The 22,010-nt window shown below is 64.7% G+C and carries 19 protein-coding genes; 10 read left to right on the top strand and 9 right to left on the bottom strand.

Annotated elements, in window-relative coordinates; genetic code table 11:
* Nucleotides 1-11 precede the first annotated feature (11 nt).
* Both GGD67_RS30925 and GGD67_RS30920 read right to left on the bottom strand, forming a co-directional pair.
* Nucleotides 12-521, bottom strand: a complete 510-nt coding sequence (locus tag GGD67_RS30925) for a DUF1465 family protein (RefSeq protein WP_179738132.1) — start codon at nucleotides 519-521, stop codon at nucleotides 12-14.
* A gap of 574 nt (nucleotides 522-1,095) precedes the next feature.
* A complete protein-coding gene (locus GGD67_RS30920; RefSeq protein ID WP_018318721.1) occupies nucleotides 1,096-1,287 on the bottom strand; it encodes a DUF1192 domain-containing protein in 192 nt (63 codons plus the stop codon).
* Nucleotides 1,288-1,396: 109 nt separating this feature from the next.
* Here GGD67_RS30920 and GGD67_RS30915 point away from each other — a divergent pair, with 109 nt between their 5' ends.
* Both GGD67_RS30915 and GGD67_RS30910 read left to right on the top strand, forming a co-directional pair.
* Nucleotides 1,397-2,395 carry an NAD(P)H-quinone oxidoreductase gene (locus GGD67_RS30915; RefSeq protein ID WP_179738129.1) on the top strand — a complete coding sequence of 333 codons (999 nt, stop codon included), beginning with the start codon at nucleotides 1,397-1,399 and terminating at the stop codon, nucleotides 2,393-2,395.
* A 139-nt stretch (nucleotides 2,396-2,534) separates the two neighbouring features.
* Nucleotides 2,535-5,411: an EAL domain-containing protein gene (locus GGD67_RS30910; protein ID WP_018318723.1), complete on the top strand. Its 2,877-nt coding sequence runs from the start codon at nucleotides 2,535-2,537 to the stop codon at nucleotides 5,409-5,411.
* Nucleotides 5,412-5,751: 340 nt separating this feature from the next.
* Here the strand turns inward: GGD67_RS30910 and GGD67_RS30905 are convergent, their stop codons facing one another.
* Nucleotides 5,752-6,015: a hypothetical protein gene (locus GGD67_RS30905; RefSeq protein WP_026202061.1), complete on the bottom strand. Its 264-nt coding sequence runs from the start codon at nucleotides 6,013-6,015 to the stop codon at nucleotides 5,752-5,754.
* 156 nt (nucleotides 6,016-6,171) lie between these two features.
* Between GGD67_RS30905 and GGD67_RS30900 the strand changes: the two genes are divergently transcribed.
* On the top strand, nucleotides 6,172-7,668 hold the full coding sequence (locus tag GGD67_RS30900) for a diguanylate cyclase (RefSeq protein WP_179738127.1): 1,497 nt from the start codon (nucleotides 6,172-6,174) through the stop codon (nucleotides 7,666-7,668).
* 194 nt (nucleotides 7,669-7,862) lie between these two features.
* Here the strand turns inward: GGD67_RS30900 and galU are convergent, their stop codons facing one another.
* The gene (gene galU, locus GGD67_RS30895) at nucleotides 7,863-8,738 is read right to left on the bottom strand and encodes a UTP--glucose-1-phosphate uridylyltransferase GalU (RefSeq protein WP_018318726.1); all 876 of its coding nucleotides are present in this window, start codon (nucleotides 8,736-8,738) and stop codon (nucleotides 7,863-7,865) included.
* Between the two features lie 219 nt (nucleotides 8,739-8,957).
* Here galU and GGD67_RS30890 point away from each other — a divergent pair, with 219 nt between their 5' ends.
* A complete protein-coding gene (locus tag GGD67_RS30890; RefSeq protein WP_179738171.1) occupies nucleotides 8,958-10,343 on the top strand; it encodes a lytic murein transglycosylase in 1,386 nt (461 codons plus the stop codon).
* Between the two features lie 171 nt (nucleotides 10,344-10,514).
* Nucleotides 10,515-12,230: an SGNH family hydrolase gene (locus tag GGD67_RS30885; RefSeq protein WP_179738117.1), complete on the top strand. Its 1,716-nt coding sequence runs from the start codon at nucleotides 10,515-10,517 to the stop codon at nucleotides 12,228-12,230.
* A gap of 189 nt (nucleotides 12,231-12,419) precedes the next feature.
* On the opposite strand, the gene GGD67_RS30880 is transcribed toward GGD67_RS30885, so the two are convergent.
* Both GGD67_RS30880 and GGD67_RS30875 read right to left on the bottom strand, forming a co-directional pair.
* Entirely contained in the window at nucleotides 12,420-12,791 is a 372-nt protein-coding gene (locus tag GGD67_RS30880) for a CsbD family protein (RefSeq protein ID WP_018318729.1), read from the bottom strand.
* A gap of 130 nt (nucleotides 12,792-12,921) precedes the next feature.
* Nucleotides 12,922-13,659 (bottom strand): SDR family NAD(P)-dependent oxidoreductase, encoded by a 738-nt coding sequence (locus tag GGD67_RS30875; RefSeq protein ID WP_026202063.1) that lies wholly within the window; start codon nucleotides 13,657-13,659, stop codon nucleotides 12,922-12,924.
* A gap of 98 nt (nucleotides 13,660-13,757) precedes the next feature.
* Here GGD67_RS30875 and GGD67_RS30870 point away from each other — a divergent pair, with 98 nt between their 5' ends.
* Nucleotides 13,758-14,537 (top strand): SDR family NAD(P)-dependent oxidoreductase, encoded by a 780-nt coding sequence (locus tag GGD67_RS30870; RefSeq protein ID WP_179738115.1) that lies wholly within the window; start codon nucleotides 13,758-13,760, stop codon nucleotides 14,535-14,537.
* 97 nt (nucleotides 14,538-14,634) lie between these two features.
* A complete protein-coding gene (locus GGD67_RS30865; protein ID WP_179738113.1) occupies nucleotides 14,635-15,522 on the top strand; it encodes a TauD/TfdA family dioxygenase in 888 nt (295 codons plus the stop codon).
* Between the two features lie 217 nt (nucleotides 15,523-15,739).
* On the opposite strand, the gene GGD67_RS30860 is transcribed toward GGD67_RS30865, so the two are convergent.
* Entirely contained in the window at nucleotides 15,740-16,384 is a 645-nt protein-coding gene (locus tag GGD67_RS30860) for a YqgE/AlgH family protein (protein WP_092254450.1), read from the bottom strand.
* A 142-nt stretch (nucleotides 16,385-16,526) separates the two neighbouring features.
* On the opposite strand from GGD67_RS30860, the gene GGD67_RS30855 reads away from it, so the two are divergent.
* The 3 genes from GGD67_RS30855 (at nucleotide 16,527) to GGD67_RS30845 (ending at nucleotide 19,885) form a co-directional block, all read left to right on the top strand.
* Nucleotides 16,527-17,366 carry a protein-disulfide reductase DsbD domain-containing protein gene (locus tag GGD67_RS30855; protein ID WP_179738111.1) on the top strand — a complete coding sequence of 280 codons (840 nt, stop codon included), beginning with the start codon at nucleotides 16,527-16,529 and terminating at the stop codon, nucleotides 17,364-17,366.
* A 127-nt stretch (nucleotides 17,367-17,493) separates the two neighbouring features.
* On the top strand, nucleotides 17,494-18,861 hold the full coding sequence (locus GGD67_RS30850; protein WP_409411109.1) for a flippase: 1,368 nt from the start codon (nucleotides 17,494-17,496) through the stop codon (nucleotides 18,859-18,861).
* Between the two features lie 199 nt (nucleotides 18,862-19,060).
* Complete coding sequence (locus GGD67_RS30845; protein ID WP_018318736.1) at nucleotides 19,061-19,885, top strand: sulfite exporter TauE/SafE family protein; 825 nt, start codon at nucleotides 19,061-19,063, stop codon at nucleotides 19,883-19,885.
* Nucleotides 19,886-20,023: 138 nt separating this feature from the next.
* On the opposite strand, the gene GGD67_RS30840 is transcribed toward GGD67_RS30845, so the two are convergent.
* Both GGD67_RS30840 and GGD67_RS30835 read right to left on the bottom strand, forming a co-directional pair.
* On the bottom strand, nucleotides 20,024-20,812 hold the full coding sequence (locus GGD67_RS30840) for a 3-hydroxybutyrate dehydrogenase (protein WP_018318737.1): 789 nt from the start codon (nucleotides 20,810-20,812) through the stop codon (nucleotides 20,024-20,026).
* A gap of 2 nt (nucleotides 20,813-20,814) precedes the next feature.
* Nucleotides 20,815-21,990 (bottom strand): patatin-like phospholipase family protein, encoded by a 1,176-nt coding sequence (locus GGD67_RS30835; RefSeq protein WP_179738109.1) that lies wholly within the window; start codon nucleotides 21,988-21,990, stop codon nucleotides 20,815-20,817.
* Nucleotides 21,991-22,010: the final 20 nt, after the last annotated feature.

Raw genomic sequence — 22,010 nt, 5'->3', positions numbered from 1 at the left:
GAGATTGAGTCTTACCGCTCGAACGCCGCCTTCAGCGCGTTGAGGTGCGGCACCAGCGGATTGCCGATCGCGATGTGTTCAGCCGGCGGGGTGTGGATGGTGGCGTCGAGGCGGCGGACGCGGGTCTGCAGGCTCATCGAGCGATGGATCAGGTCCTGGAGCTGCGAGGGCAGCTTCTCGATGGTGTCGGTGGGGCCGGGATCGGCAGCGCTGAGCTTGACTTTGGTCTTCTCCCGATTGGCCTGGCTCAACGTCATCTCGCCTTCCTTCACCGCGCGGTGCAGCAGCAGCCACGAGGCGAGCTGCATCAGGCGGGTGGTGAGACGCATGCTCTCGGTCGCGTAGGTGAGGCTGACGGCACGGTCGAGCGCCTTGGCCTCGGTGCGGCCGGCGCCGTCGAGATAGGCGGCGGTCTCTTCGACGAGGTCCATGCCCTCGCGGAACAGGACGCCGAACGCCGCAGAATTGGTGAACCGCTCGCTGAGTTGAACGAGAGCGCCGTCGGCCTGCAAACGTTCCATGGTTAACGCCTCTTACGCAACTGTTTGACTGCCCGGCTTTGGCGCCGGCTTATGATGAACAAATCATTGCGCGGGCGGGACGCGGAGTCCAGTGACAAGCACGGTTATGGTTTCCGCGGGTCATTCCTCGGAATGCAACTGGGCGGAGATTCTTGTTTTGACGCGTCTTCTTGACGCGAAGCGGTAGCCACGCCGCTCGAAACGCTGTGCGCAAAAAAAGAGCCGCCGGAGACCGGCGGCTTTGAAAGTTGATAACAGGGAGGCGTCAAACAGAGTGGACAGGAGCCACTCGGTGTCCAAACGAGGACAGTTCCAGTCATAAACCCGAAAGCTTAATCGACCGTAAACGAGCGAATTTTTTGAGGGTTCGTTAGCCATGTCGGCCAGTGACCGAGCGGGGGTGGAACAAACTCTGCCCGCCGTTTTGACGTCCTGGGGTTATGGATTCCGGGCTCGGCGCTGCGCGCCGTCCCGGAATGGACGCGAAGGTGCGGCTGCGCGAGACGTGGGTCCCGGCTCTGCGGAGCGTCACTGCGTGCCGCACCGCGTCCGGGACACGAGAGGCGTGAAAATCCTACGACTTGAAAAAGCTGTTCGCCGCATCGCGTGAGGCGCGCTTCTTCGTAGCGGCTTCTTCCAGCCTTGCGATCTCGGTCTTGAGCAGCGTGACGCGCTCGGTCAGTTCCTCGACCGACAAGAGCGAGAGGTCCTGCCCGATTTCATGGCTGATCTTCTTGCGCGGGCGGTCGTCGTCTTCCGTCGCCATCCTCGTTCCTCCAAAGTTCGCGCACACAATGCTGAGGCGGTTGCCAGCTTGGATCACGCTGGCTAAGCAAGGGCCTCGTTCATCCCGCACCTTCACCCAAGGACACATCATGGACAAGCTGCCCGCGCAAATGACCGTGGTCGCCATATCCAAGCCCGGCGGACCGGAAGTGCTGGTGCCGGAACAACGCAGCATTCCGCAGCCCGGTCCCGACGAGATCCTGGTCAAGGTGATGGCCGCCGGCGTCAACCGGCCCGACGTTGCGCAGCGCTCGGGAGCCTATCCGCCGCCGCCCGGCGCCAGCGACCTGCCCGGTCTCGAGATCGCGGGCGAAGTGGTTGCCGTCGGCAGCAATGCCAAGCGGCACAAGATCGGCGACAAGGTGATGTCGCTGGTCGCCGGCGGTGGCTATGCGCAGTACTGCATCGCCCAGGACGCCCAGGCGATGAGCGTGCCGCCCGCGCTGTCCATGAAGGAAGCCGGCGCGCTGCCGGAAACCCTGATGACGGTCTGGCACAACGTGTTCGAGCGCGGTGGCCTGAAGGCAGGAGAGACGCTGCTGATCCATGGCGGCTCCTCCGGCATCGGCACCATGGCGATCCAGCTGGCGAAAGCGTTCGGTGCGAAAGTGTTCGTCACCGTCGGATCGCAGGACAAGATCGACGCCTGCCTCAAGTTAGGCGCCGACCGCGCCATCAATTACAAGACCGAGGACTTCGTCGCCGTCGTCAAGGAAGCGACCAACAAGGAAGGCGTCAACCTGATCCTCGACATGGTCGCCGGCGAATATGTCGACCGCAATTATGATGCCGCCGCGGTCGACGGCCGCATCGTGCAGATTGCGACGCTGAATGGCCCCAAGGTCAGCGTCAACATCGCCAAGGTGATGGTCAAGCGCCTCACCCACACCGGCTCGACCCTGCGCCCCCGTAGTAATGCGGACAAGGCGGCGATGGTGGCCGCAATCGAGCAGAAAGTGATGCCACTTTTGCGCGAAAGCCGCGTCAAACCGCTGATGGACAGCACTTTCCCGCTGGAAAAGGCAGCCGATGCGCACCGGCGCATGGAAACGAGCGCACATATTGGCAAAATTGTGTTGGAGGTCTAGGCCAACGGCCCACGGGAGACGCCGGAAACCCTTTGATTTTCCTCGCTTTCGTGGCATCTATCGCGACGCACCGAACCACTTCCGTTCGGTTTGAAATCGTCTTCACTGAAGAGTTTGCGTCGAACGCGGAGAACTGGCCTTGCGTCTGATCAGGTGCCTCGCGCCCATCGCGCTGGGCCTCATGATTCTTGTCGCCGCGTATCCCGCGCGCGCGCTCGACGCCGTCAGCGTCCGCAGTGACGCGCCCGCGATCGACCTCACCGGCGTGCTCGAGCATCAGCGCAGCGATGCCGACCGCATCCAGGTCTCCACCGCGCCCGGCACCGATGGCATCGTCCGCCGCATCGAAGTGCGCGCCCGCGAGGGCGGACAGAACTGGGTGGTGTTCGCGCTCGCCAACAACACCGACGACCAGCTCGACCGCCTGATCGTCGCGCCGCATTACCGTATCGTTTCCTCGGGGCTGTTGTGGCCCGACCTCGGCCTGTCGCGCATTGCGACCATCACGCCCTCCACCGGCGACCGGCCGGAGCGACAGGAAAGCCCGACCGCCGACGTCTTCCGCGTCACGCTCGACCCCGGCGCCGTCATCACCTTCGTCGCGGAGCTGCGCACCGACAAGCTGCCGCAGCTCTATCTGTGGGAGCCGGAAGCCTACAAGGACAAGGTCAACTCGTTCACGCTGTACCAGGGCATCGTGATCGGCATCTCGGGCCTGCTGGCGCTGGTGCTGACCATTCTGTTCGTGGTGAAGGGCAGCATCATGTTCCCGGCCGCCGCGGCGCTGGCCTGGGCGGTGCTGGTCTATATCGGCGTCGATTTCGGCTTCTGGGGCAAGGTGCTCGACATGTCGAACAACGCCGAGCGCATCTGGCGCGCGGCGGGTGAAGCGATCCTGGCGGCCACGCTCTTGGTGTTTCTGTTCGCCTATCTCAATCTCAGCCGTTGGCACGTGCGCTATTCGCACATCACGGTGGGCTGGCTCGCGTTCCTGGGCTCGCTGGTGGCGCTGGCCCTGTTCGACCCCGCGGTGGCCTCCGGCATCGCGCGCATTTCGCTGGTGCTGATCGCCTTCGCGGGCTTCGCGCTGATTGTCTATCTCTCCACCCACGGCTTCGACCGCGCGGTGCTTTTGATCCCGACCTGGTTCCTGCTGGTGGTCTGGGTGGTCGCGGCCGGCATGACGGTCGCGGGTTCCGTGACCAACGACATCGTCGGCCCGGCCCTGCTCGGCGGCCTCGTGCTGATCGTGATGCTGATCGGCTTCACGGTGATGCAGCACGCCTTTGCCGGCGGCGGCGCCACCACCGGCGTCGTCTCCGACATCGAGCGCCGCGCCCTGGCGCTGGCCGGCTCCGGCGATCTGATCTGGGACTGGGACGTTTCCGCCGACAAGGTTTTTACGAGCCCCGAGACCGAAGCCCTGCTCGGCCTCAAGCGCGGCACGCTCGAAGGCCCGGCCGCCTCGTGGCTCGAGGTGCTGCACCCGCTGGACCAGGACCGTTTCCGCGCCGCGCTCGACAGCGTGCTCGACCAGCGCCGCGGCCGCCTGGTGCAGGATTTCCGCCTGCGCACCCCCGACGGCCATTTCATGTGGTTCGCGCTGAAGGCACGCCCGGTGGTCGGCTCGGACGGCGAGGTCTCGCGCGTGGTCGGCACGCTCACCGACGTCACCGAGCTACGCAACGCCGAGGAACGCCTGTTGCACGATTCCGTGCATGACAACCTCACCGGCCTGCCCAATCGAAAACTGTTCATGGACCGGCTGGGCGCGGTCGCGCATTTCGCCAAGACCATGCCGACGCTGCGCCCGACGCTGATGGTGATCGACCTCGACCGCTTCAAGCAGGTCAACGATTCCGTCGGCATCGCGGTCGGCGATTCCATCCTGCTCACCCTCGCCCGCCGCCTCACCCGCATCCTGAAGCCGCAGGACACGCTGGCGCGGCTTGCCGGCGACCAGTTCGGCCTGATCCTGCTCTCGGAGCAGGACCCCGCCCGCATCACCGCCTTCGCCGAGACCATCCGCAAGACCATCCGCGCGCCGATCGCCTTCAACGACCGCGAGATTTTTCTCACGGCGTCGATCGGTCTCGCGCTTTCTGATCCGCAGGTTCAGCTCACGGACGAGATCATCAAGGACGCCGAGCTTGCGATGTATCACTCCAAGCGCATCGGCGGCGACCGCATCGACGTCTACAAGCCCGCGATGCGCGCGCGGAAGACCGATCGCCTGACGCTGGAGAGCGAGTTGCGCCGCGCCATCGAGCGGCAGGAGCTCACGATCCTGTACCAGCCGATCGTGCGGCTGGAGGATCGTTCGGTCGCCGGCTTCGAAGCGCTGGTGCGCTGGGATCACCCGAAGCTCGGCCGCATGGCGCCCTCGGAATTCATCACCATCGCCGAAGAGACCGGCCTGATCGTCGACCTCGGCATGTTCGTGCTGGACCAGACCGCCAAGCAGCTCTCGATCTGGCAGCGCGCGATGCGCTCGCGCGAGCCGATCTTCGCCTCGGTCAACGTCTCCTCGCGGCAGTTGCTGCGCCACGATCTGATCCACGACATCCGCACCGTGCTGTCGCGCTCCTCGGTGGCGCGCGGCACGCTCAAGCTGGAATTGACGGAATCGCTGGTGATGGAGAATCCGGAGCACGCAGCGCAGATGCTGACGCGGATCCGCGAGCTCGGCACCGGGCTCTCGCTCGACGATTTCGGCACCGGTCATTCGTCACTGGCCTATCTCCAGCGCTTCCCGTTCGACACCATCAAGATCGACCAGTCCTTCGTGCGCACGACCAATCGCGGCACGCGGCCGGTGATCCTGAAGTCGATCATCGCGCTCGCGCACGACCTCGGCATGGACGTTGTGGCCGAAGGCGCCGAGACCGATTCCGACGCGGTCGAGCTCTACCAGATGGGCTGCGAATACGCGCAAGGCTTTGCCTTCGGCGAGCCGATGGACGCGGACGCCGCGATGCGGCTGCTGACCGAAGTGCGGCTCGAAGCGGCGAGCTAGGCTTCTCTTTTCCCTTCTCCCCTTGTGGGAGAAGGTGGCGCGAAGCGCCGGATGAGGGGTCTCTCTCCTCTCGAGACCTTGGAGAGAGACCCCTCACCCAAGCGAGCCTGTGTCTACTGGCGTCGCTGCCCTCTCCCACAAGGGGCGAGGGCACATCAATGTGCGTCTCGCTCGTCGCGAATGCGAAGCAAGTGTCGTAGGGTGGGCAAAGGCGCACTTGCGCCGTGCCCACCATCCATCCAGCACTGCGACAGAAGTCGTGGGCACGCTTCGCTTTGCCCACCCTACGATACTGTTGGATATGGAGAGACCTTCACCCACCTGACCGGGTGCTCCGCCGCTACCGCCGCCCGTCCTTCTTCATCTTCGTGAACCGCACGCTCTGGCCGTCCGGCATCCGCACCGCCTTGAACCCGGCAGCAAGACAGGCTTCGCGTTGCGGCATCTGGATGTCGGGGCTGCGCAGGCTGTCCCACCATGAGGCACGATTGGCGGCGCGCGGCAGGGCCGCGCCGATGATCTCTTCGATCTGTTCGAAGCTCAGGACGAATTCGGCCTGCTTCTGCCGCAGCAGATAGTCGCGCAACGCGTCGTAGTCGTTCACATCCGTCCTCTTGTCCGAAACCGGGTCTGCTCGCAGGAGATCTGCCCAAAACCGTGAGCGGCGTAAACCGATTCTTAACTCACTACGGCAGCGCTGTTCCACCTTAAACACTACTCAAGATTTCGGGCGCATCCACTAAGGGATCGGGAGCAAACGATGCTGTCTGGATGGCGCGAAGTCATGGCCCGCCGGCCGTGGCAGATTTCGGCGAAGCTGCTGATCATCTCGTCCGTGGTGACGGTGATCGGCTTTTCCGCCATTTGCGTCAACGTCATGCTCGACATGCGCCGGGGCGAGGAGGCGCTCGCCCGCCAGACGCTGGAGAACCTCGCGACCACCATCCAGTCCGACGTCAGCCGCAACGTCGAGATCTACGACCTGTCGCTGAAGGCGGTCGCCAGCAACATGCTGCTGCCCGAGCTCGCGACCGTGTCGAAGCCGATCCGTCACCTGATCCTGTTCGATCATGCGACGACGGCGAGGCATTTCGGCGCCATCCAGGTGTTCGACGCCGAGGGCAGGCTTGCCATCGACGCCTCCACTCTCGATCCCCTCCCCGAGAACCGCAGCGAGGAGGAGTATTTCAGGGTTCACCGCGACAATCCCGAGGCCGGGCTCTTCATCAGCCGCCCGATGCTATTCCGCGGCGCCTACGCGATCGTGCTGAGCCGTCGCATCAGCGATACCGATGGCGGTTTCCTCGGCGTCGTCGCCGGCTCGATCCGCTTCAGCTATTTCCACGAATTGTTCGAGCGGCTGAACCTCGATCCCGAAGACACCATCACCGTGCTCAGGCGCGACCGCACCATCATGATGCGTCGGCCGTTCGATCTCGACATCATCGGTACGAACCTGAACGACCGGCGGGCCTGGAAGCCCGACAATCTCCCGATCGGCGCCTCCTATTCGGGAAAGGGCCCGGTCGATCCGACGCCGCGGCTCTATGTCCGCAGCGCCGACAACGGGCCGCTGTTCGTGGTGGCGGGCAAGCCGCTGGCCGCGGTCTTCGCGCTCTGGCAGAAGGAGGCGTTTCGCATCGGCGCCGTGGTGCTGGCGCTTGCGCTGTTCGTGCTGGGATCGACGCTGGTGCTCGCGCGCGAGATCGGCCGGCGCGCCGAGGCCGAGCGCAAGCTGGAGGAGATGGCGACGACGGACGCGCTCACCGGCCTGAAGAACCGCCGCAAGTTCGATACCGTCATCGACGTCGAATGGCGGCGCGCGATGCGGCAGAAGGCGCCAGTCGCGCTCTTGATGATCGATGCCGATCACTTCAAGGCCTACAACGACACGTTCGGCCATCAGGCCGGCGACCAGGTGCTGGTCGGCATCGCCATCTGCATTTCCGATTCGGTGAGCCGCGCGGGCGACTGTGCCGCCCGCTATGGCGGCGAGGAGTTCGCGGTGCTGCTGCCGAATACTTCAGCCATCGACGCCTTCAAGGTCGCCGAGGCGATCCGCACCAAGGTGCAGGGCTGGTCCGACGAGCAGGTGACCTTGACGGTGTCCTGCGGCGTCGCCAGCCTCGTTCCCACCGCCGGGATGGACTGGCCGGTCCTGGTCGCCGCCGCCGACAAGGCGCTCTATGCGGCGAAGGCGGGCGGACGCAATCAGTCGGTGGTTGCGAGCTTGCCGAAGCTGTCGCTGGTGGCGTGAGGGGTTCGCTCGTCGTCATTGCGAGCGAAGCAATCCACCACACCATTGGTGTCGTCCCTGCGAACGCAGGGACCCATAACCACAGGAAGTTGTTTGGCGAAGACTCGTCGTTCGGTACTGCTACCGAACACGACCGATGGATCACGCGGTATGGGTCCCCGCGTTCGCGGGGACGACGGCGGAGCTTGTGGCGACTACTGCCCCAGATACTTCTTCATCTCCGCGATTAGCCCGTCACGCAGCTCCGGGCGCTTCAGGCCGTAGGCGATGTTGGCGCGGAGGAAGCCGGGCTTGGAGCCGCAATCATGGCGCTCGCCCTCGAACTCGACGCCGTAGAATTTCTGCGATTTGGCGAGCCCGATCATGGCGTCGGTGAGCTGGATCTCGCCGCCGGCGCCGCGCTCCTGCGTCTCGAGGATCTTGAAGATCTCAGGTTGCAGGATGTAGCGGCCGGTGATCGAGAGATTGGAGGGCGCGGTGCCCTTGGCCGGCTTCTCGACCATGCCGTCGACCTCGAACATCTTGCCGCTGCGCTTGCCGACGCCGCAGATGCCGTATTGATGGGTGAGATGGTCGGGCACCGCCTCGACCGCGACCAGGTTGGATTTCTCGCCGAGCGTGGACGCCGTCTCGATCATCTGCTTGAGGCAACCGGGCGAGTTGAGCACGAGCTCGTCGGGCAGCACGACGGCGAACGGCTCGTTGCCGACGATGTCGCGCGCGCACCAGACCGCGTGGCCGAGGCCGAGCGGCGCCTGCTGGCGGGTGAAGCTGACGGCGCCGGCTTCGGGCTGGTTCTGCGCCAAAATCTCCTGCTCGGCCTTCTTGCCGCGCTGGCTGAGCGTCGCGTCGAGCTCGAACATCCGGTCGAAGTGATCTTCGATGACGTTCTTGTTGCGGCCGGTGACGAAGATGAAGTGCTCGATGCCGGCCTCCCTCGCCTCGTCATAGACGTACTGGATCAGCGGCTTGTCGACGATGGTCAGCATTTCCTTCGGCATCGCCTTGGTGGCGGGCAGGACACGGGTGCCGAGGCCGGCGACGGGGAATACGGCTTTGCGAATTTTCATGTGATTGTTCGAATACCTGGGGGCACATGGGAACGAGGCTGGGAACGGAGCAATGGCATCTTGCTAGCCTGTTTGCAGCCGCCAACAAAGGCGGATGTGGGGCCTCATCCGCGCAGAGTTAAGAAAAAGGCCGTCACCAAAATTTCACCTTTGTTAAGCTATTGGCAACCGTAACCGGGCCTCCTGATGGCAGATTCTTGGAAGGCCGATGGGTGGGACATGACGCGATCGGTGGCTAGGCAGGCAAGACGGGCGGGATCCGTGACCGGCGCGGCGATGATCGCGGCCGTCCTGCTGCTGCCCGTCAGCGCACACGCCCAGGCGCAGAACGGCCTGTCCAATCTGTTCGGCGGCATCTTCTCCGGCCCCAATGCTGCGCCCTCGCAAGCCCCGCCGGGACCCGGCGGCGCCTTGCCCTGGAGCGGCGAGGACGGGGCTTCCGGCCATCCGCTGATGACGGCCGCGGCGATCCGCGAGGCCGCCGGCAATTTCAGCAATTGCGTTGCCGCGATGTGGCCCGATGCCGCACGGCGCAACATCACCCAGGAAAACTTCCAGCGCTTCACGGCCGGGCTCTCACCCGATCTGCGCATCATGGACCTGATGGACTCGCAGCCGGAGTTCACAAAATCAATCTGGGACTATCTCGATATCCTGGTGAACGACAACCGCCTCGCCAAGGGTCGCGAGATCCTCGCCAAATACAAGGCGCAGTTTGACGCCACCGAAAAGGCCACTGGCGTCGACCGCTACATCATCGCCTCGATCTGGGGCATCGAGTCCAATTACTCGACGCAGATGGGCGACCGCAGCGTGCTGCAATCGACCGCGACGCTCGCCTGCATCGGCCGGCGCCAGGCCTATTTCAAGGACGAGTTCCTCTCCGCGCTGGAGATCCTCAACCGCGGCGACCTCAGGCCGGAGCAGATGCGCGGCTCCTGGGCCGGCGCGTTCGGCCCGACCCAGTTCATGCCGACTGCATTCAAGCGTTTTGCCGTCGACGGCGATGGCGACGGCAGACGCGACGTCGTCGACAATCCGACCGACCTGATTGCATCGACCGCCAACAACCTCAAGAAAGACGGCTGGCAGGCCGGCCAGACCTGGGGCTTCGAGGTCGTGGTGCCGCAAGGGTTCAACTACATGCTGGCCGACCGCGCCAAGGCGATGACGATCGCGCAATGGGAGAAGCTCGGGCTCAAGCGGGCGACGGGCCAGCCGTTCCCGCATCCGGCGGAGAAGGCCTATCTGCTGGCGCCGGCCGGCGCGCAGGGGCCCGGCTTCCTGATGCTGCAGAACTACCGGGTCATCATGAAATACAATCCGGCCGAGGCCTATGCGCTGGCGATCGGTCATTTCGCCGACCGCCTGCGTGGGGGCCAACCCTTCGTGCAACCCTGGCCGCGGCAGGAACGCGAGCTGTCGCGCACCGAGCGGCTGGAGCTGCAGCAACTGCTGGCCCAGCGCGGCTTCTACAAGGGCACCCCGGACGGCCAGTTTGGCGGCCAGACCCGGGAAGCCCTGCGCAACTTCCAGGCCTCGATCGGAGTGCCCGCGGACGGTTTTGCCTCCTCCGACGCACTGGAACGGCTGCGCGGACGGTAAAATCGCGCCAAAAGTAACCCTGAACTGGGATTTTGGCAGGCAGCCTTGACGCAGGCGGCTGTTCCCCGGTGTATGAGCCCAAGAATCTGCAACGGAATTTGCCCGTTTGGCGCCCGATTCCGTTATTATATTGAGCTACCTCCGATCCCCATTGCGCTGGCCCGAGATCGCATGTCGAAGCCGAAGTCCCTGTTCAAGGCGCTGACCGAGACCGGCCCGTTGATCGCGCTGGGGACGGCGCTTGCGATTCTGGTCTCGGTCGCAGGGCCTGCCTCGGCGCAGTTCTTCAACTTCCCGGGCTTCGGCGGCCCGCCGCAGCGTTCGGCTCCGCCACCACAACGGGGCGGTGGCGGAGGCGGCGGCTGGTTCGGCGGCGACTTCTTCGCGCCGTTCCAGCAGCAACAGCCGCAGGCGCCGCGCCAGGATTTTTCGCGCGCGCCGGCGCCAGCCAAGCGCGACACCATCCCTGAGAAGAACGTGCTGGTGATCGGCGACGCCATGGCCGACTGGCTCGCCTATGGCCTGGAAGACGCCTACACCGAGCAGCCCGACATGGGCGTGATCCGCAGGCACAAGACCACGTCCGGCCTGATCAAGTACCAGCCGCGCGGCGAGCCCGCGGATTGGACGACTGCCGCAAGGGGCATCCTCGAGACCGAGAAGCCCGACGTGATCGTCGTCATGCTGGGCCTCAACGACCGCAGCGCGATCCGCGAGCCCGTCGCCGACAAGACGGACAAGGCCGCCGCAGACAAGGACAAGAAGAACGACAAGGGCGCGCGCGCCAAACAGCCAGCGAAGCCGGGGGACGCCAAGCCCGGCAACGACACCGCCGCCAAGCCCGACGACAAGCCTGCCGATGCCGATCTGCCGCAGGACGACGCCGACAACGCCGACGCGCCGGCGGCGGCGCCGGAAAAGACGGCCCGCAATCCGAACGGCCTCTACGAATTCCGTGACGACCGCTGGGTCGAACTCTACGGCAAGAAGATCGAGGAGCTCGCCAGCGTCCTCAAGGCCAAGGGCGTGCCGGTGCTGTGGGTCGGCCTTCCCGCCATCCGCGGGCAGAAGGGCACGGCGGACATGCTGTTCCTGGATTCGCTCTATCGCGAAGGCGCGGCCAAGGCCGGCATTACCTATGTCGACGTTTGGGACGGGTTTGTCGACGAGGCCGGCCGCTTCCTCCAGAAGGGTCCTGACTTCGAAGGCCAGATCCGTCAGCTCCGCAGCTCTGACGGCGTCTTCTTCACAAAGCCCGGCGCGCGCAAGCTCGCGCATTATGTCGAGCGCGAAATCACGCGTCTGCTGGCAGGACGCTCCGGCCCGATCGCGCTGCCGAGCGAGCCGGCGACGCCCGACACCAGCGCCGAGCCCGGCAAGCCCGCACCGCGGCCGCTGGCGGGGCCGATCGTGCCGCTGGTTGCAGCCTCGATCTCGACCGATCAGTTGCTGGGCGGCCCGGGCTCGCGTCCCGCCGCCGTCGATGCGCTGGCTGCGAAGACAATGGTGAAGGGCGAGCCGCTGGCGGCTCCGGCCGGCCGCGCCGATGATTATGCCTGGCCGCGCCGCGAAGTCGGCCGCGAGCAGGCCAAGGGCGATACGCCGATGGCCGCGACAACGCCTGAGGGCGGCGTCGCCAATCCCGCCGCGCCGGGAGCCGCCGCCGCGATCGCCCCGCCGAAACTTGCGCCGAAGAAGCCGCCGGTCCCACCGCAGCAACCGGCACAGGCTACGCCCTCATTCCGCGATTTCTTCGGCTTCGGCTCTCCGCAGCCACCGCCGCCGCGTCAACTGACGCCGGCGCCCGGGCCGCGCAATCCGAATCCCAATCCCGGGGTCCCGCGTCCGCCGGGTAACGTCGGCCGCTCGGCCGAGATGTTCCGATAAGGTAAGGTCTCGTGTCGCGGATGCGACGCGGCGCCTCTTGGTGAGGAGGCGCAGAGCCGGGACCCAATTCGTGCGGCATTCACAAAAGATGGGCCCCGGCTTAGCGATGCAGCGTTTCCGGACGATGCTACGCATCGCCTAGGCTGCATCGCGTCCGGGGCACGAGTGATAGGCGTTCGGCGACTAGCCTTAATAGCGCCAGCGCGACGGCGGCGGACGGCGTGCGGGACGCGACATCAGAAGCGCGAGCGCGAAACCGATGCCGCCGGCGACCAGCAGCGCGCCGAGCGGATTGTCCTGCACCTTCTTCGACAATGCTTGCGTACCGTCGCGAAGAGTCTCGCCGCTGTTGTCGTAGGCGTCCTTGGCGTAGTCAGCCGCAGTCTCGCCGGCCTCGCGCACGGCATCCTTGGCCTGGCCGTAGAGATTCTGCACCGTGCCCGCGGCTTCCCGCGCCTTGCCCGACGCCTGCGTCTTCGCATCGCCTGCCATGTCTCCGATCGCGCCTTCCGCGCGTCCGGCATATTCCTTGGCCGATCCAACAATCCGATCCGTGTCCATGATGATCCTCCTCGGTGGTCAGCCGAAGTAACCGATCAGGCGCGGCGCAGTTCCAAGAGTTTGCGAAAGTGTAGCTTGTACGAAGTGTGTAGCCCGGATGGAGCGCAGCGCAATCCGGGCTACGGGGCAGCTACAGGATGAGCCCGCCATCGACGACCAGCGTCTGTCCGACGATATAGGACGACAGCGGCGAGGCCAGGAACAGGGCTGCGCCCGCCATGTCGGCCGGCGTGCCCAGGCGCCGCAATGGAATGCGTGACAATGCACCTTCGAGCCGCTTGGGATTGTCGGTCGTCACCTTCGTCATCTTGGTGTCGACGAGCCCCGGCGCGATACCGTTGACGCGGATGCCGTCCTCGGCCCAGGCCTCGCCCAGTGTCCGCGTCAATCCGACCGCACCGGTCTTCGAGGCGTTATAGGCGGGATTGCCCATGGTGGAATGATAGGCCGCGGTCGAGGACACCATGATCAGCGACCCCTTCGAATCCCGCAACATGGAATGAAATCGCGTCGCACAGGCCATCAGGCTCATCAAATTGACCTCGACCACCTTGCGGAAACCGCTCATCTCGAACTCGCCGCGGCGATAGAGCACCGCGCCTTGCGCCAGCACGAGCACGTCGAGCCGATCGAAGGACGGCTTGAACGCTTCGATCGCAGTGGGGTTGCTGACGTCGAGCTGCGCGTAAGACAGGCCCGTGAGATCAGAACCTTCCTCGATCGAATAATCCTTTGGCTGCGCACGCGTGCCGCAGACCGCGACATGCGCGCCCCTCGTGCGAAACGCTTGCGCGATGCCGTTGCCGATACCGCTGGAACCGCCGACCACCAGCACCTGCCTGCCTGAGAAATCGAGCTCGTTCGCCATCGCGGCCTCCCCTTTTGTCTTGCTTGTTTGACCTGTCTGCGGATCGATGCCAGCCTTGTCAATCATAACAAGAAACAAGCAGAGCGCGAGGAAACAGCATGTCCGAGTTCAAACGGCTCAGCCGGTCCGTGAAGGGCCTGACCGTTCTCGTCACCGGCGCGGCTAGCGGCATGGGACGCGCCACCGCGCAATTGTTCGCCGCGGAGGGCGCGAACGTTGCCGTCACCGACTATGACGAGCAAGGCGCGCTCGCCGTCGCGGCGGAGATCGCGGCAAGCGGCGGCTCGGCAAAAGCCCGGAAGCTCGACGTTGCCGATGGCACCGAAATCAGGCGCGTTGTGAATGATGTCGCGGCACATTTCGGCGGGCTCGATATCGTCGTCAACAATGCCGGCATCTCCGTACGCGTCGCGATCGACGACGAGGCCTATGAGGACGCCTGGGCCAGGGGCATCGCCGTGATGCTGACGGCGCATCCGCGCATCATCCGCGCCGCACTGCCTTACCTGCGCAAATCGAAGAGCCCGCGCATCGTCAACATCGCCTCGACCGAGGCGCTCGGCGCCACCGCATTGCACAGCCCCTATTCGGCGGCGAAGGGCGGCGTGGCGAGCCTCACGCGCTCGCTCGCCGTCGAGCTCGGCCGCGAGGGCATCACCGTCAATTGCATCTGCCCGGGTCCGATCCGCACTGGGATCACCGACCGGATCTCGGAAGAGCACAAGACGATCTACGCCAAGCGTCGCACCGCGCTTGGCCGCTACGGCGATCCGGAAGAGGTCGCGCATATGACGCTGAGCCTGTGCCTGCCGGCGGCATCCTTCCTCACCGGCGCGGTGATCCCGGTCGACGGCGGGTTGATGGCACGGAATGCGTGAGAGCCATGCGCGCCGAGCGTTGACAACGGCGAGTGCGGGAGTAGCTTTTTCGCCGACAGAGCGGCACCAACCGCTCGCACATGCGGGAGAGAACGCCATGACGATCGCCATCCGGCAGCTTCAGAAGCACTTTGCCGGCGAGGTTTCCGGCCTCGATTTGCGAAAGCCCCTCACCGAGGTCGAGGCGCGCGAGGTCGAGGCCGCCATGGACAAATACGCCGTGCTGGTTTTCCACGACCAGAACATCACCGACGAGCAGCAGATGGCTTTTGCGCTGAACTTTGGTCAGCGTGAGGATGCGCGTGGCGGCAACATTACCAAGGCCAGCGAACACCGCCTCAACTCGGGCTTGAACGATGTTTCGAATCTCGGCAAGGACGGCAAGCCGCTGCCGAAGGACAGCCGCGCCAATCTGTTCAACCTCGGCAATTGCCTGTGGCACTCCGACAGCTCGTTCCGGCCTATCCCTGCAAAATTCTCGCTGTTGTCGGCGCGGGTGGTGAACCCCAAGGGCGGCAACACCGAATTCGCCGACATGCGCGCCGCCTATGATGCGCTCGACGACGACACCAAGGCGGAGATCGACGATCTCGTCTGCGAGCACTCGCTGATGTATTCGCGGGGATCGCTCGGCTTCACCGAATACACCGAGGATGAGAAGGAGATGTTCAAGCCGGTGCTGCAAAGGCTGGTGCGGACGCATCCCGTGCATCGCCGCAAGTCGCTGTATCTGTCATCCCATGCCGGCAAGATCGTCGGCATGAGCGTGCCGGAGGGACGCCTCCTGCTGCGCGATCTCAACGAGCACGCCACGCAGCCTGAATTCGTCTACGTCCACAAATGGAAGCTGCATGACCTCGTGATGTGGGACAACCGCCAGACCATGCACCGCGTGCGCCGCTACGACCAGTCGCAGCCTCGCGACATGCGCCGCGCGACGGTGGCGGGGACGGAGCCGACGGTGCAGCAGCAGGCGGCGGAGTAGCGCGGCAATCTCCGCTGTCGTCTCCGACGAGCGAAGCGAAGATCCGGGACCCATAACCACAAAACGTGGTTCGAAGACTCGGAGTGACCGGCCTGCCTTAAACATCACCCTGGGAGTATGGGTCCCGGATCTACGCGCGCTTGAGGCGCGCTTGTCCGGGACGACAGCGGAGGATGACGCACCACCGCGGAGTATGTCGCGGTAGCGACTAAAGCACCTACGCGTGTCCCGCTTCGTTCGAGAGCATGCCGGGATCGATGCCGATCTTGCGCAAAGCGCGTCCGTACTTGTCGTCGACGTCGTCACCGAAGATCAGATCCGCATCCGCATCGCAATGCAGCCAGCCGTTGCTCTGGATCTCGGTCTCGAGCTGGCCGGGTGCCCAGCCGGCATAGCCGAGCGCGAGAATGGCGTGCTTGGGGCCGGAACCGTTGGCGATCGCGCGCAGGATGTCGACGGTCGCGGTGAGGCAGACGCCCTCGTCGATCCGCAGCGTCGCGTTCTCGATGTAGAAGTCGCTGGAATGCAGCACGAAGCCTCGCCCGGTATCGACCGGACCGCCGCGCAGCACCTTCATGCTTTCGGCATTCTCGGGCAGCTTGATGTGCTCGCCCTTCTTGATGATGCCGAGCTGCTCCAAGAGCTCGGGGAAATCGATGCTGCCGGCCGGGTGGTTTACGATGATGCCCATCGCTCCCTCCGCCGAATGGGCGCAGAGATAGATCACCGAGCGTTCGAAGCGGGAATCGCCCATCACGGGCATCGCGATCAAGAGCCGGCCGTCGAGATAACCGGCCGAATTAGGGAGTACGGGTCCCGCGCTGCGGGTGCTTTCGCCCGTCCTCTTGCCTGTGGGAGCCATCGGTAAAGCACTCCGGTTTCAATTCCTATCCTGATGTCGGGCCGGGCTGCTGTCAAATCAAGGCTTGCAGAGACGCGATTCAGGTGCATCCATCACAAGCAATTCAATGGTTTGCCTCAGGGCGACCCTGTAAAGACGTGCTATGCTCACAAGAGTTCCCCTGCGCGCGGCGATTGGCGTCGCGACAACCCTTTTTGCGTCGTCGCTGGCCATCGTAGCCCGTGCCGACGACGCTTCGCCGTGGCAGCGCGACGGACATTCCGCGGTGCGGCTACTGGCGGGATCGCGCAGCGGCGCCGTCCTGCTCGGCGGTATCGCCATCCAGCTCCAGCAGGGGTGGAAGACCTATTGGCGTTCCCCGGGCGATTCCGGCGTCCCGCCGCGGTTCGACTTTTCCAAGTCGGACAATGTCGAGGCGGTGACGGTGATGTGGCCCGCGCCGCTGAAATTCGACGACGGCGCCGGCGGCCATTCGATCGGCTATCACAACCAGATCGTGCTCCCCCTGCGCATCGTCGCCAAGGCGGCCGACAAGCCCGTGACCCTGCGCGCAGAGATCAATTACGCGGTGTGCGAAAAACTCTGCATTCCGGTCGAGGCCAGTGCCGAGCTCGGCTTCAACAGCGTGGCCTCGACCGAGGATGCCAATCTGCGTGCGGCACTCGATACCGTGCCCAAGCCCGCCAATGTCGGCGATCCCAATCCCCTCACCATCCGCGACGTCAAGCGCGACGGACCCAAGAATGTGGTGGTCGACGTGGTGACGCCGGACCCGCGCAACGTCAATCTGTTCGTGGAAGGTCCGACGCCCGACTGGGCGCTGCCGATTCCAGCTCCGGTCAAAGACAGCCCGGCTGGCGTGAAGCGTTTTTCGTTCGAGCTCGACGGCTTGCCGCCGGGCGCCAAGCCCGATGGCGCAGCGCTGAAGTTCACGCTGGTCGGGCCCGAGAAGTCGTACGAGTTCAATACGAATTTGGAGTGAGTGCCGGTTAGCTCGTCCGGGACGACACCGAGTATGGAACGCCACCCAACCGAATCTTAACGAATGGTTGCTAAGCCCCATGGCTACCGCAGCAGGCCTGCGGCATGCGGAAGACCGGGGACTTTTCGTGGCCGTGATGGATGCAGAACCCGCAACGACCGGACCGGCCGGGCTGATCGCGCGGCTGCGGGCCAGGCTGACGGGCGGCTCGAGCGAGGCATCGCTGACGCGGCGGCTGGCCGGCACCATCTTCATCATCCGCGTCATCAGTGCAGGCCTTGCCTATGTCTCACAGGTGCTGCTCGCACGTTGGATGGGAACGTCCGACTACGGCATCTACGTCTATGTCTGGACCTGGGTGCTGCTGCTCGGCAGCATGATGGATTTCGGCATCTCGGCCTCGGCGCAGAAGATCATTCCAGAGTATCGCGCCAGCGGCGAGCAGGCGTTGCTGCGCGGCTTTCTCTCCGGCAGCCGCTGGCTGACCTTTGCGGTGTCCACGCTGGTCTCGCTCGCCCTCGCCGGCGTCGTCAGGCTGCTGTCGCCCTGGATCGACCCGGCCGAGGAGCTGCCGCTCTATATCGGCTGCATGACGCTGCCCGCCTTCGTCGTCGCCAACACCCAGGACGGCATCGCGCGCTCGCATGACTGGATGCAGCTCGGCCTGATGCCGCAATTCATCATCCGCCAGGGGCTGATCATCGGAATTACGGCTATCGCCTTTCTGCTCGGCTATCATCTCGGCGCCGTCGCCGCGATGGTTGCGAGCGCCGGTGCAGTGTGGATCGCGATGACCGGGCAGATGGTGGTGCTGAACCGCAAGCTCGCCGGCCATGTCGCGCCCGGCCCCAAGACCTATGACATCGGCGGCTGGCTCGCCGTCTCGCTGCCGATCCTGCTGGTCGAAAGCTTCTACCTGCTCTTGTCCTATACCGACGTGCTGGTGCTGCAGCAATTTCGCCCCTCCGACGAGGTCGGCGTCTACTTCGCGGTGGTGAAGACGCTGGCGCTGGTCTCGTTCATCCACTACGCGATGTCGGCGACGACGGCGCACCGCTTCGCCGAATACAACGCAAGCGGCGACAAGGCACGCCTATCAGCCTATGTGACACATGCGATCAACTGGACGTTCTGGCCATCGCTGGCGGCGACCATCGTGCTGCTCGCGCTCGGCAAGCCGCTACTCTGGCTGTTCGGGCCGCAATTCGTGGTCGGCTACGACATCATGTTCGTCGCGGCGATCGGGCTCGTGGTGCGCTCTGCGATCGGACCGGTCGAGCGGCTGCTCAACATGCTCGGCCAGCAGAAGATCTGTGCGCTCGCTTATGCATCGGCCTTCGTGATGAACCTCATGCTCTGCGTCGCACTGGTGCCGCGCTACGGCGGCCACGGCGCTGCGGCCGCGACCTCGATCTCGCTTACCTTCGAGACGGTGCTGCTGTTCTGGATCGTGCGGCAGCGGCTGGGGCTGCACGTGCTGGCGTTTGGTAAATAGGTACTACAGAGCGCCGCCATTGCTCGCTCCCCTTGGGGAACGAGTGTTTCGCGGCGCGCCTGGGAACAACCGGAAATACCTCTCCATTTCCGACGCGCAGTACAATTTTTCTTATTCTGCCCAAACGGTTGCGCCCCAGGGAAAGTTTATTCTACGTCGTATTGCCCAACCGACGAGATCAACCTAAGATTCTCCAGACATGATCGATCCACTCTACGTCGCCTCCGGTTTCGGCGTCGGCCTGCTCGTCGGGATGACCGGCGTGGGCGGCGGTTCCTTGATGACGCCGCTGCTGATCCTGCTGTTCGGTGTTCATCCCTCCACCGCGGTCGGCACCGATCTGCTCTATGCCGCCGCCACCAAGGCCGGCGGCAGCGTGGTGCATGGCTGGTCGCGCAGCGTGCACTGGCCCGCGGTGCTGCGGCTCGCCTGCGGCAGCATTCCGGCGAGCGCAGTGACGCTGCTGGTGCTGTGGAAGCTCGACCTCAGAAGCGATTCCGAGCGCAGCCTGGTCAATCTGGTGCTGTGCTTCGCCCTGCTGCTGACGGCGACCTCGCTGATCTTCCGCAAATCCATCATGGAGCGCTATCGCGGCCGGCTCGAGCAGGTCGACGAGCGCACCACCGCGATTGCCACCGTCGTCACCGGCATCGTGCTCGGCGTGCTGGTGTCGATTTCGTCGGTGGGCGCCGGTGCGGTCGGCGTGACCGTGCTGCTGCTGCTCTACCCTCGCCTGCCCATGGCAACCATCGTCGGCTCCGACATCGCCCATGCGGTGCCGCTGACGCTGGTCGCCGGCATCGGGCACTGGGCGCTCGGCGACGTGGATTGGGCGCTGATGGGCGTGCTGCTGATGGGCTCGCTGCCCGGCATCATCGTCGGCAGTTACAGCGCGACGCGGGTGCCCGAGACGGTGCTGCGGCTGACGCTTGCCAGCGTGCTGTTCGTGGTCGCCGGCAAGATCATGTTCGCGGAATTGAACCTGTCGTCGGCGTTCGTGACGGCGCTGGCCTGGACGCATTGAGCGGGACGCGGCCGCCTGGTTCTCAGTCTTGTAGGGTGGGCAAAGGCGCAGTTGCGCCGTGCCCACCATTCAGAGGTGGTGGGCACGCTTTCGCTTTGCCCACCCTACGGCTTCTACGGCTCCTCGTTCCGAAGACCCCTACTCCGCCGTCCAGCCGCCGTCGATCGAGAGATTGGTGCCGGTGATCTGGGCGGCATCATCGCCGCACAGGAACAGCGCCAGTGCCGCGACCTGCTCGGACGTCACGAACTCCTTGGTCGGCTGCGCATCGAGCAGGACGTCGTTGATGACCTGCTCGCGCGTGAGATTGCGTGCCTTCATCGTGTCGGGGATCTGCCGCTCCACCAGCGGGGTCCAGACGTAGCCGGGGCTGATGCAGTTGCAGGTGATCTTGTGGGTCGCGACCTCCAGCGCCACGGTCTTGGTGAGACCGGCGATGCCGTGCTTGGCCGAGACGTAGGCCGACTTGAAAGGCGAGGCGACCAGGGAATGCGCGGAGGCCGTGTTGATGATGCGACCCCAGCCCTTCTTCTTCATGCCTGGCACCGCTGCGCGGATGGCATGAAAGGCCGAGGACAGGTTGATGGCGATGATCTGGTCCCACTTCTCGAGCGGGAACTCCTCGATCGGCGAGACGAACTGAATGCCGGCATTGTTGACGAGGATGTCGACAGAACCAAAAGTCTTCTCGCCGAGTGCGATCATGCCGGCGATCTCGGCCGGCTTGGTCATGTCGGCGGGCGAATAGATTGCCTTCACCTTGAAGTCCTGTTCGATCTTGGCGCGCTCCTTCTCGATATCCTCCGGCGAGCCGAAGCCGTTGATGACGACATTGGCGCCGGCGGCGGCGAAGGCACGTGCGTAGGCGAGCCCGATGCCGCTGGTGGATCCGGTCACGACGGCATTCTTGCCTGACAGACTACCCATAATCATTCGCTCCTTTTTGCCGGGGGCGCGGACACGTCCCCCGTGAGATCGTAGGTCACCATGGTCTCGCCGGACTGCGGCCGCTCGAGCCAGTCCTTGTGGCGCATCGACAGATGCACGTCGCGCACGCCGGCCTCCCAATGCTCGACCATGGCGACGTGCGAGAAGTCGTAATCCTTGGATGAGGATTCGTAGTTCTTGCTGCGGTAGATCAGATGCACGACGGTGACGGTACTTTCGCGCGACACCTTCGCCAGAAATTCGACGGAAGGATCGTTCTTGAGATAATCTGGCAATTTGCCGATCAGGTCGCGCACGGCCCTGCGGGCGTTGTGGATCTGCTTGTTCTTGTCGGTGTTCATCCGCGTGCGGCTGGAATAGCGGATGTCCTTCTCGCGCTCGGCGGCCTCCAGCAGCGAGGTCGGCAGATCGCCGCGCGCGGAAAACAGGTCGACCTGGAAGATCAGCATGTCGCGATCGACCTCGGCATCGAGCACGTAGTCGAGCGGCGTGTTGGAGGCGATGCCGCCGTCCCAATAATGCTCGCCCTCGATCATCACGGAGGGAAAGCCGGGCGGCAGCGCACCGGAGGCCATGATGTGCTCGGGGCCGATGGTCTTGCCGAGCTTCCTGAACTGGTAATTGTCGAAATATTTGAAGTTGCCCGAGGTGACGCCGACCGCGCCGACCGACAGGCGCGTCTTCAAATCGTTGATGCGGTCGAAATCGACCAGACGCTCCAGCGTCTTCTTCAGCGGCGCGGTGTCGTAATAGCTCTCGGCCTGCGGGCTGCCGGGCGGCCAGAGCGGCGCCGGTGGAATCCGCGGCGTGAAGAAACCCGGCACGCCAAAGGTCGCGATCAGCGCGGCACTGGTCGAATTGAACAACTCGCGGCTGTGGTCGCTCTTGCCGATCGGTTTCCACGGCACCGGCGCGGAGACCATCTCCCAGAATTCCTTGAGCCGCTTGACGCGCGTCGGGCCCTCGTTGCCGGCGATGATGGCGGCGTTGACCGCACCGATCGAGATGCCGGCGACCCATTCCGGCTCGAAACCGTGGCCGCACAGCGCCTGATAGGCGCCGGCCTGATAGGAGCCAAGCGCGCCGCCGCCCTGAAGGACAAGGACGCGCTGCGCATTCGCGGGGATGCTGGCGGATTCCGGTCTATGATCGGTCATGGATGAACAATAGCAAAAGG

Origin of the sequence: Bradyrhizobium sp. IAR9, assembly GCF_013408065.1 — a bacterium.
Taxonomy (GTDB): domain Bacteria; phylum Pseudomonadota; class Alphaproteobacteria; order Rhizobiales; family Xanthobacteraceae; genus Bradyrhizobium.
This window is presented reverse-complemented; position numbering and strand designations above follow the sequence as displayed.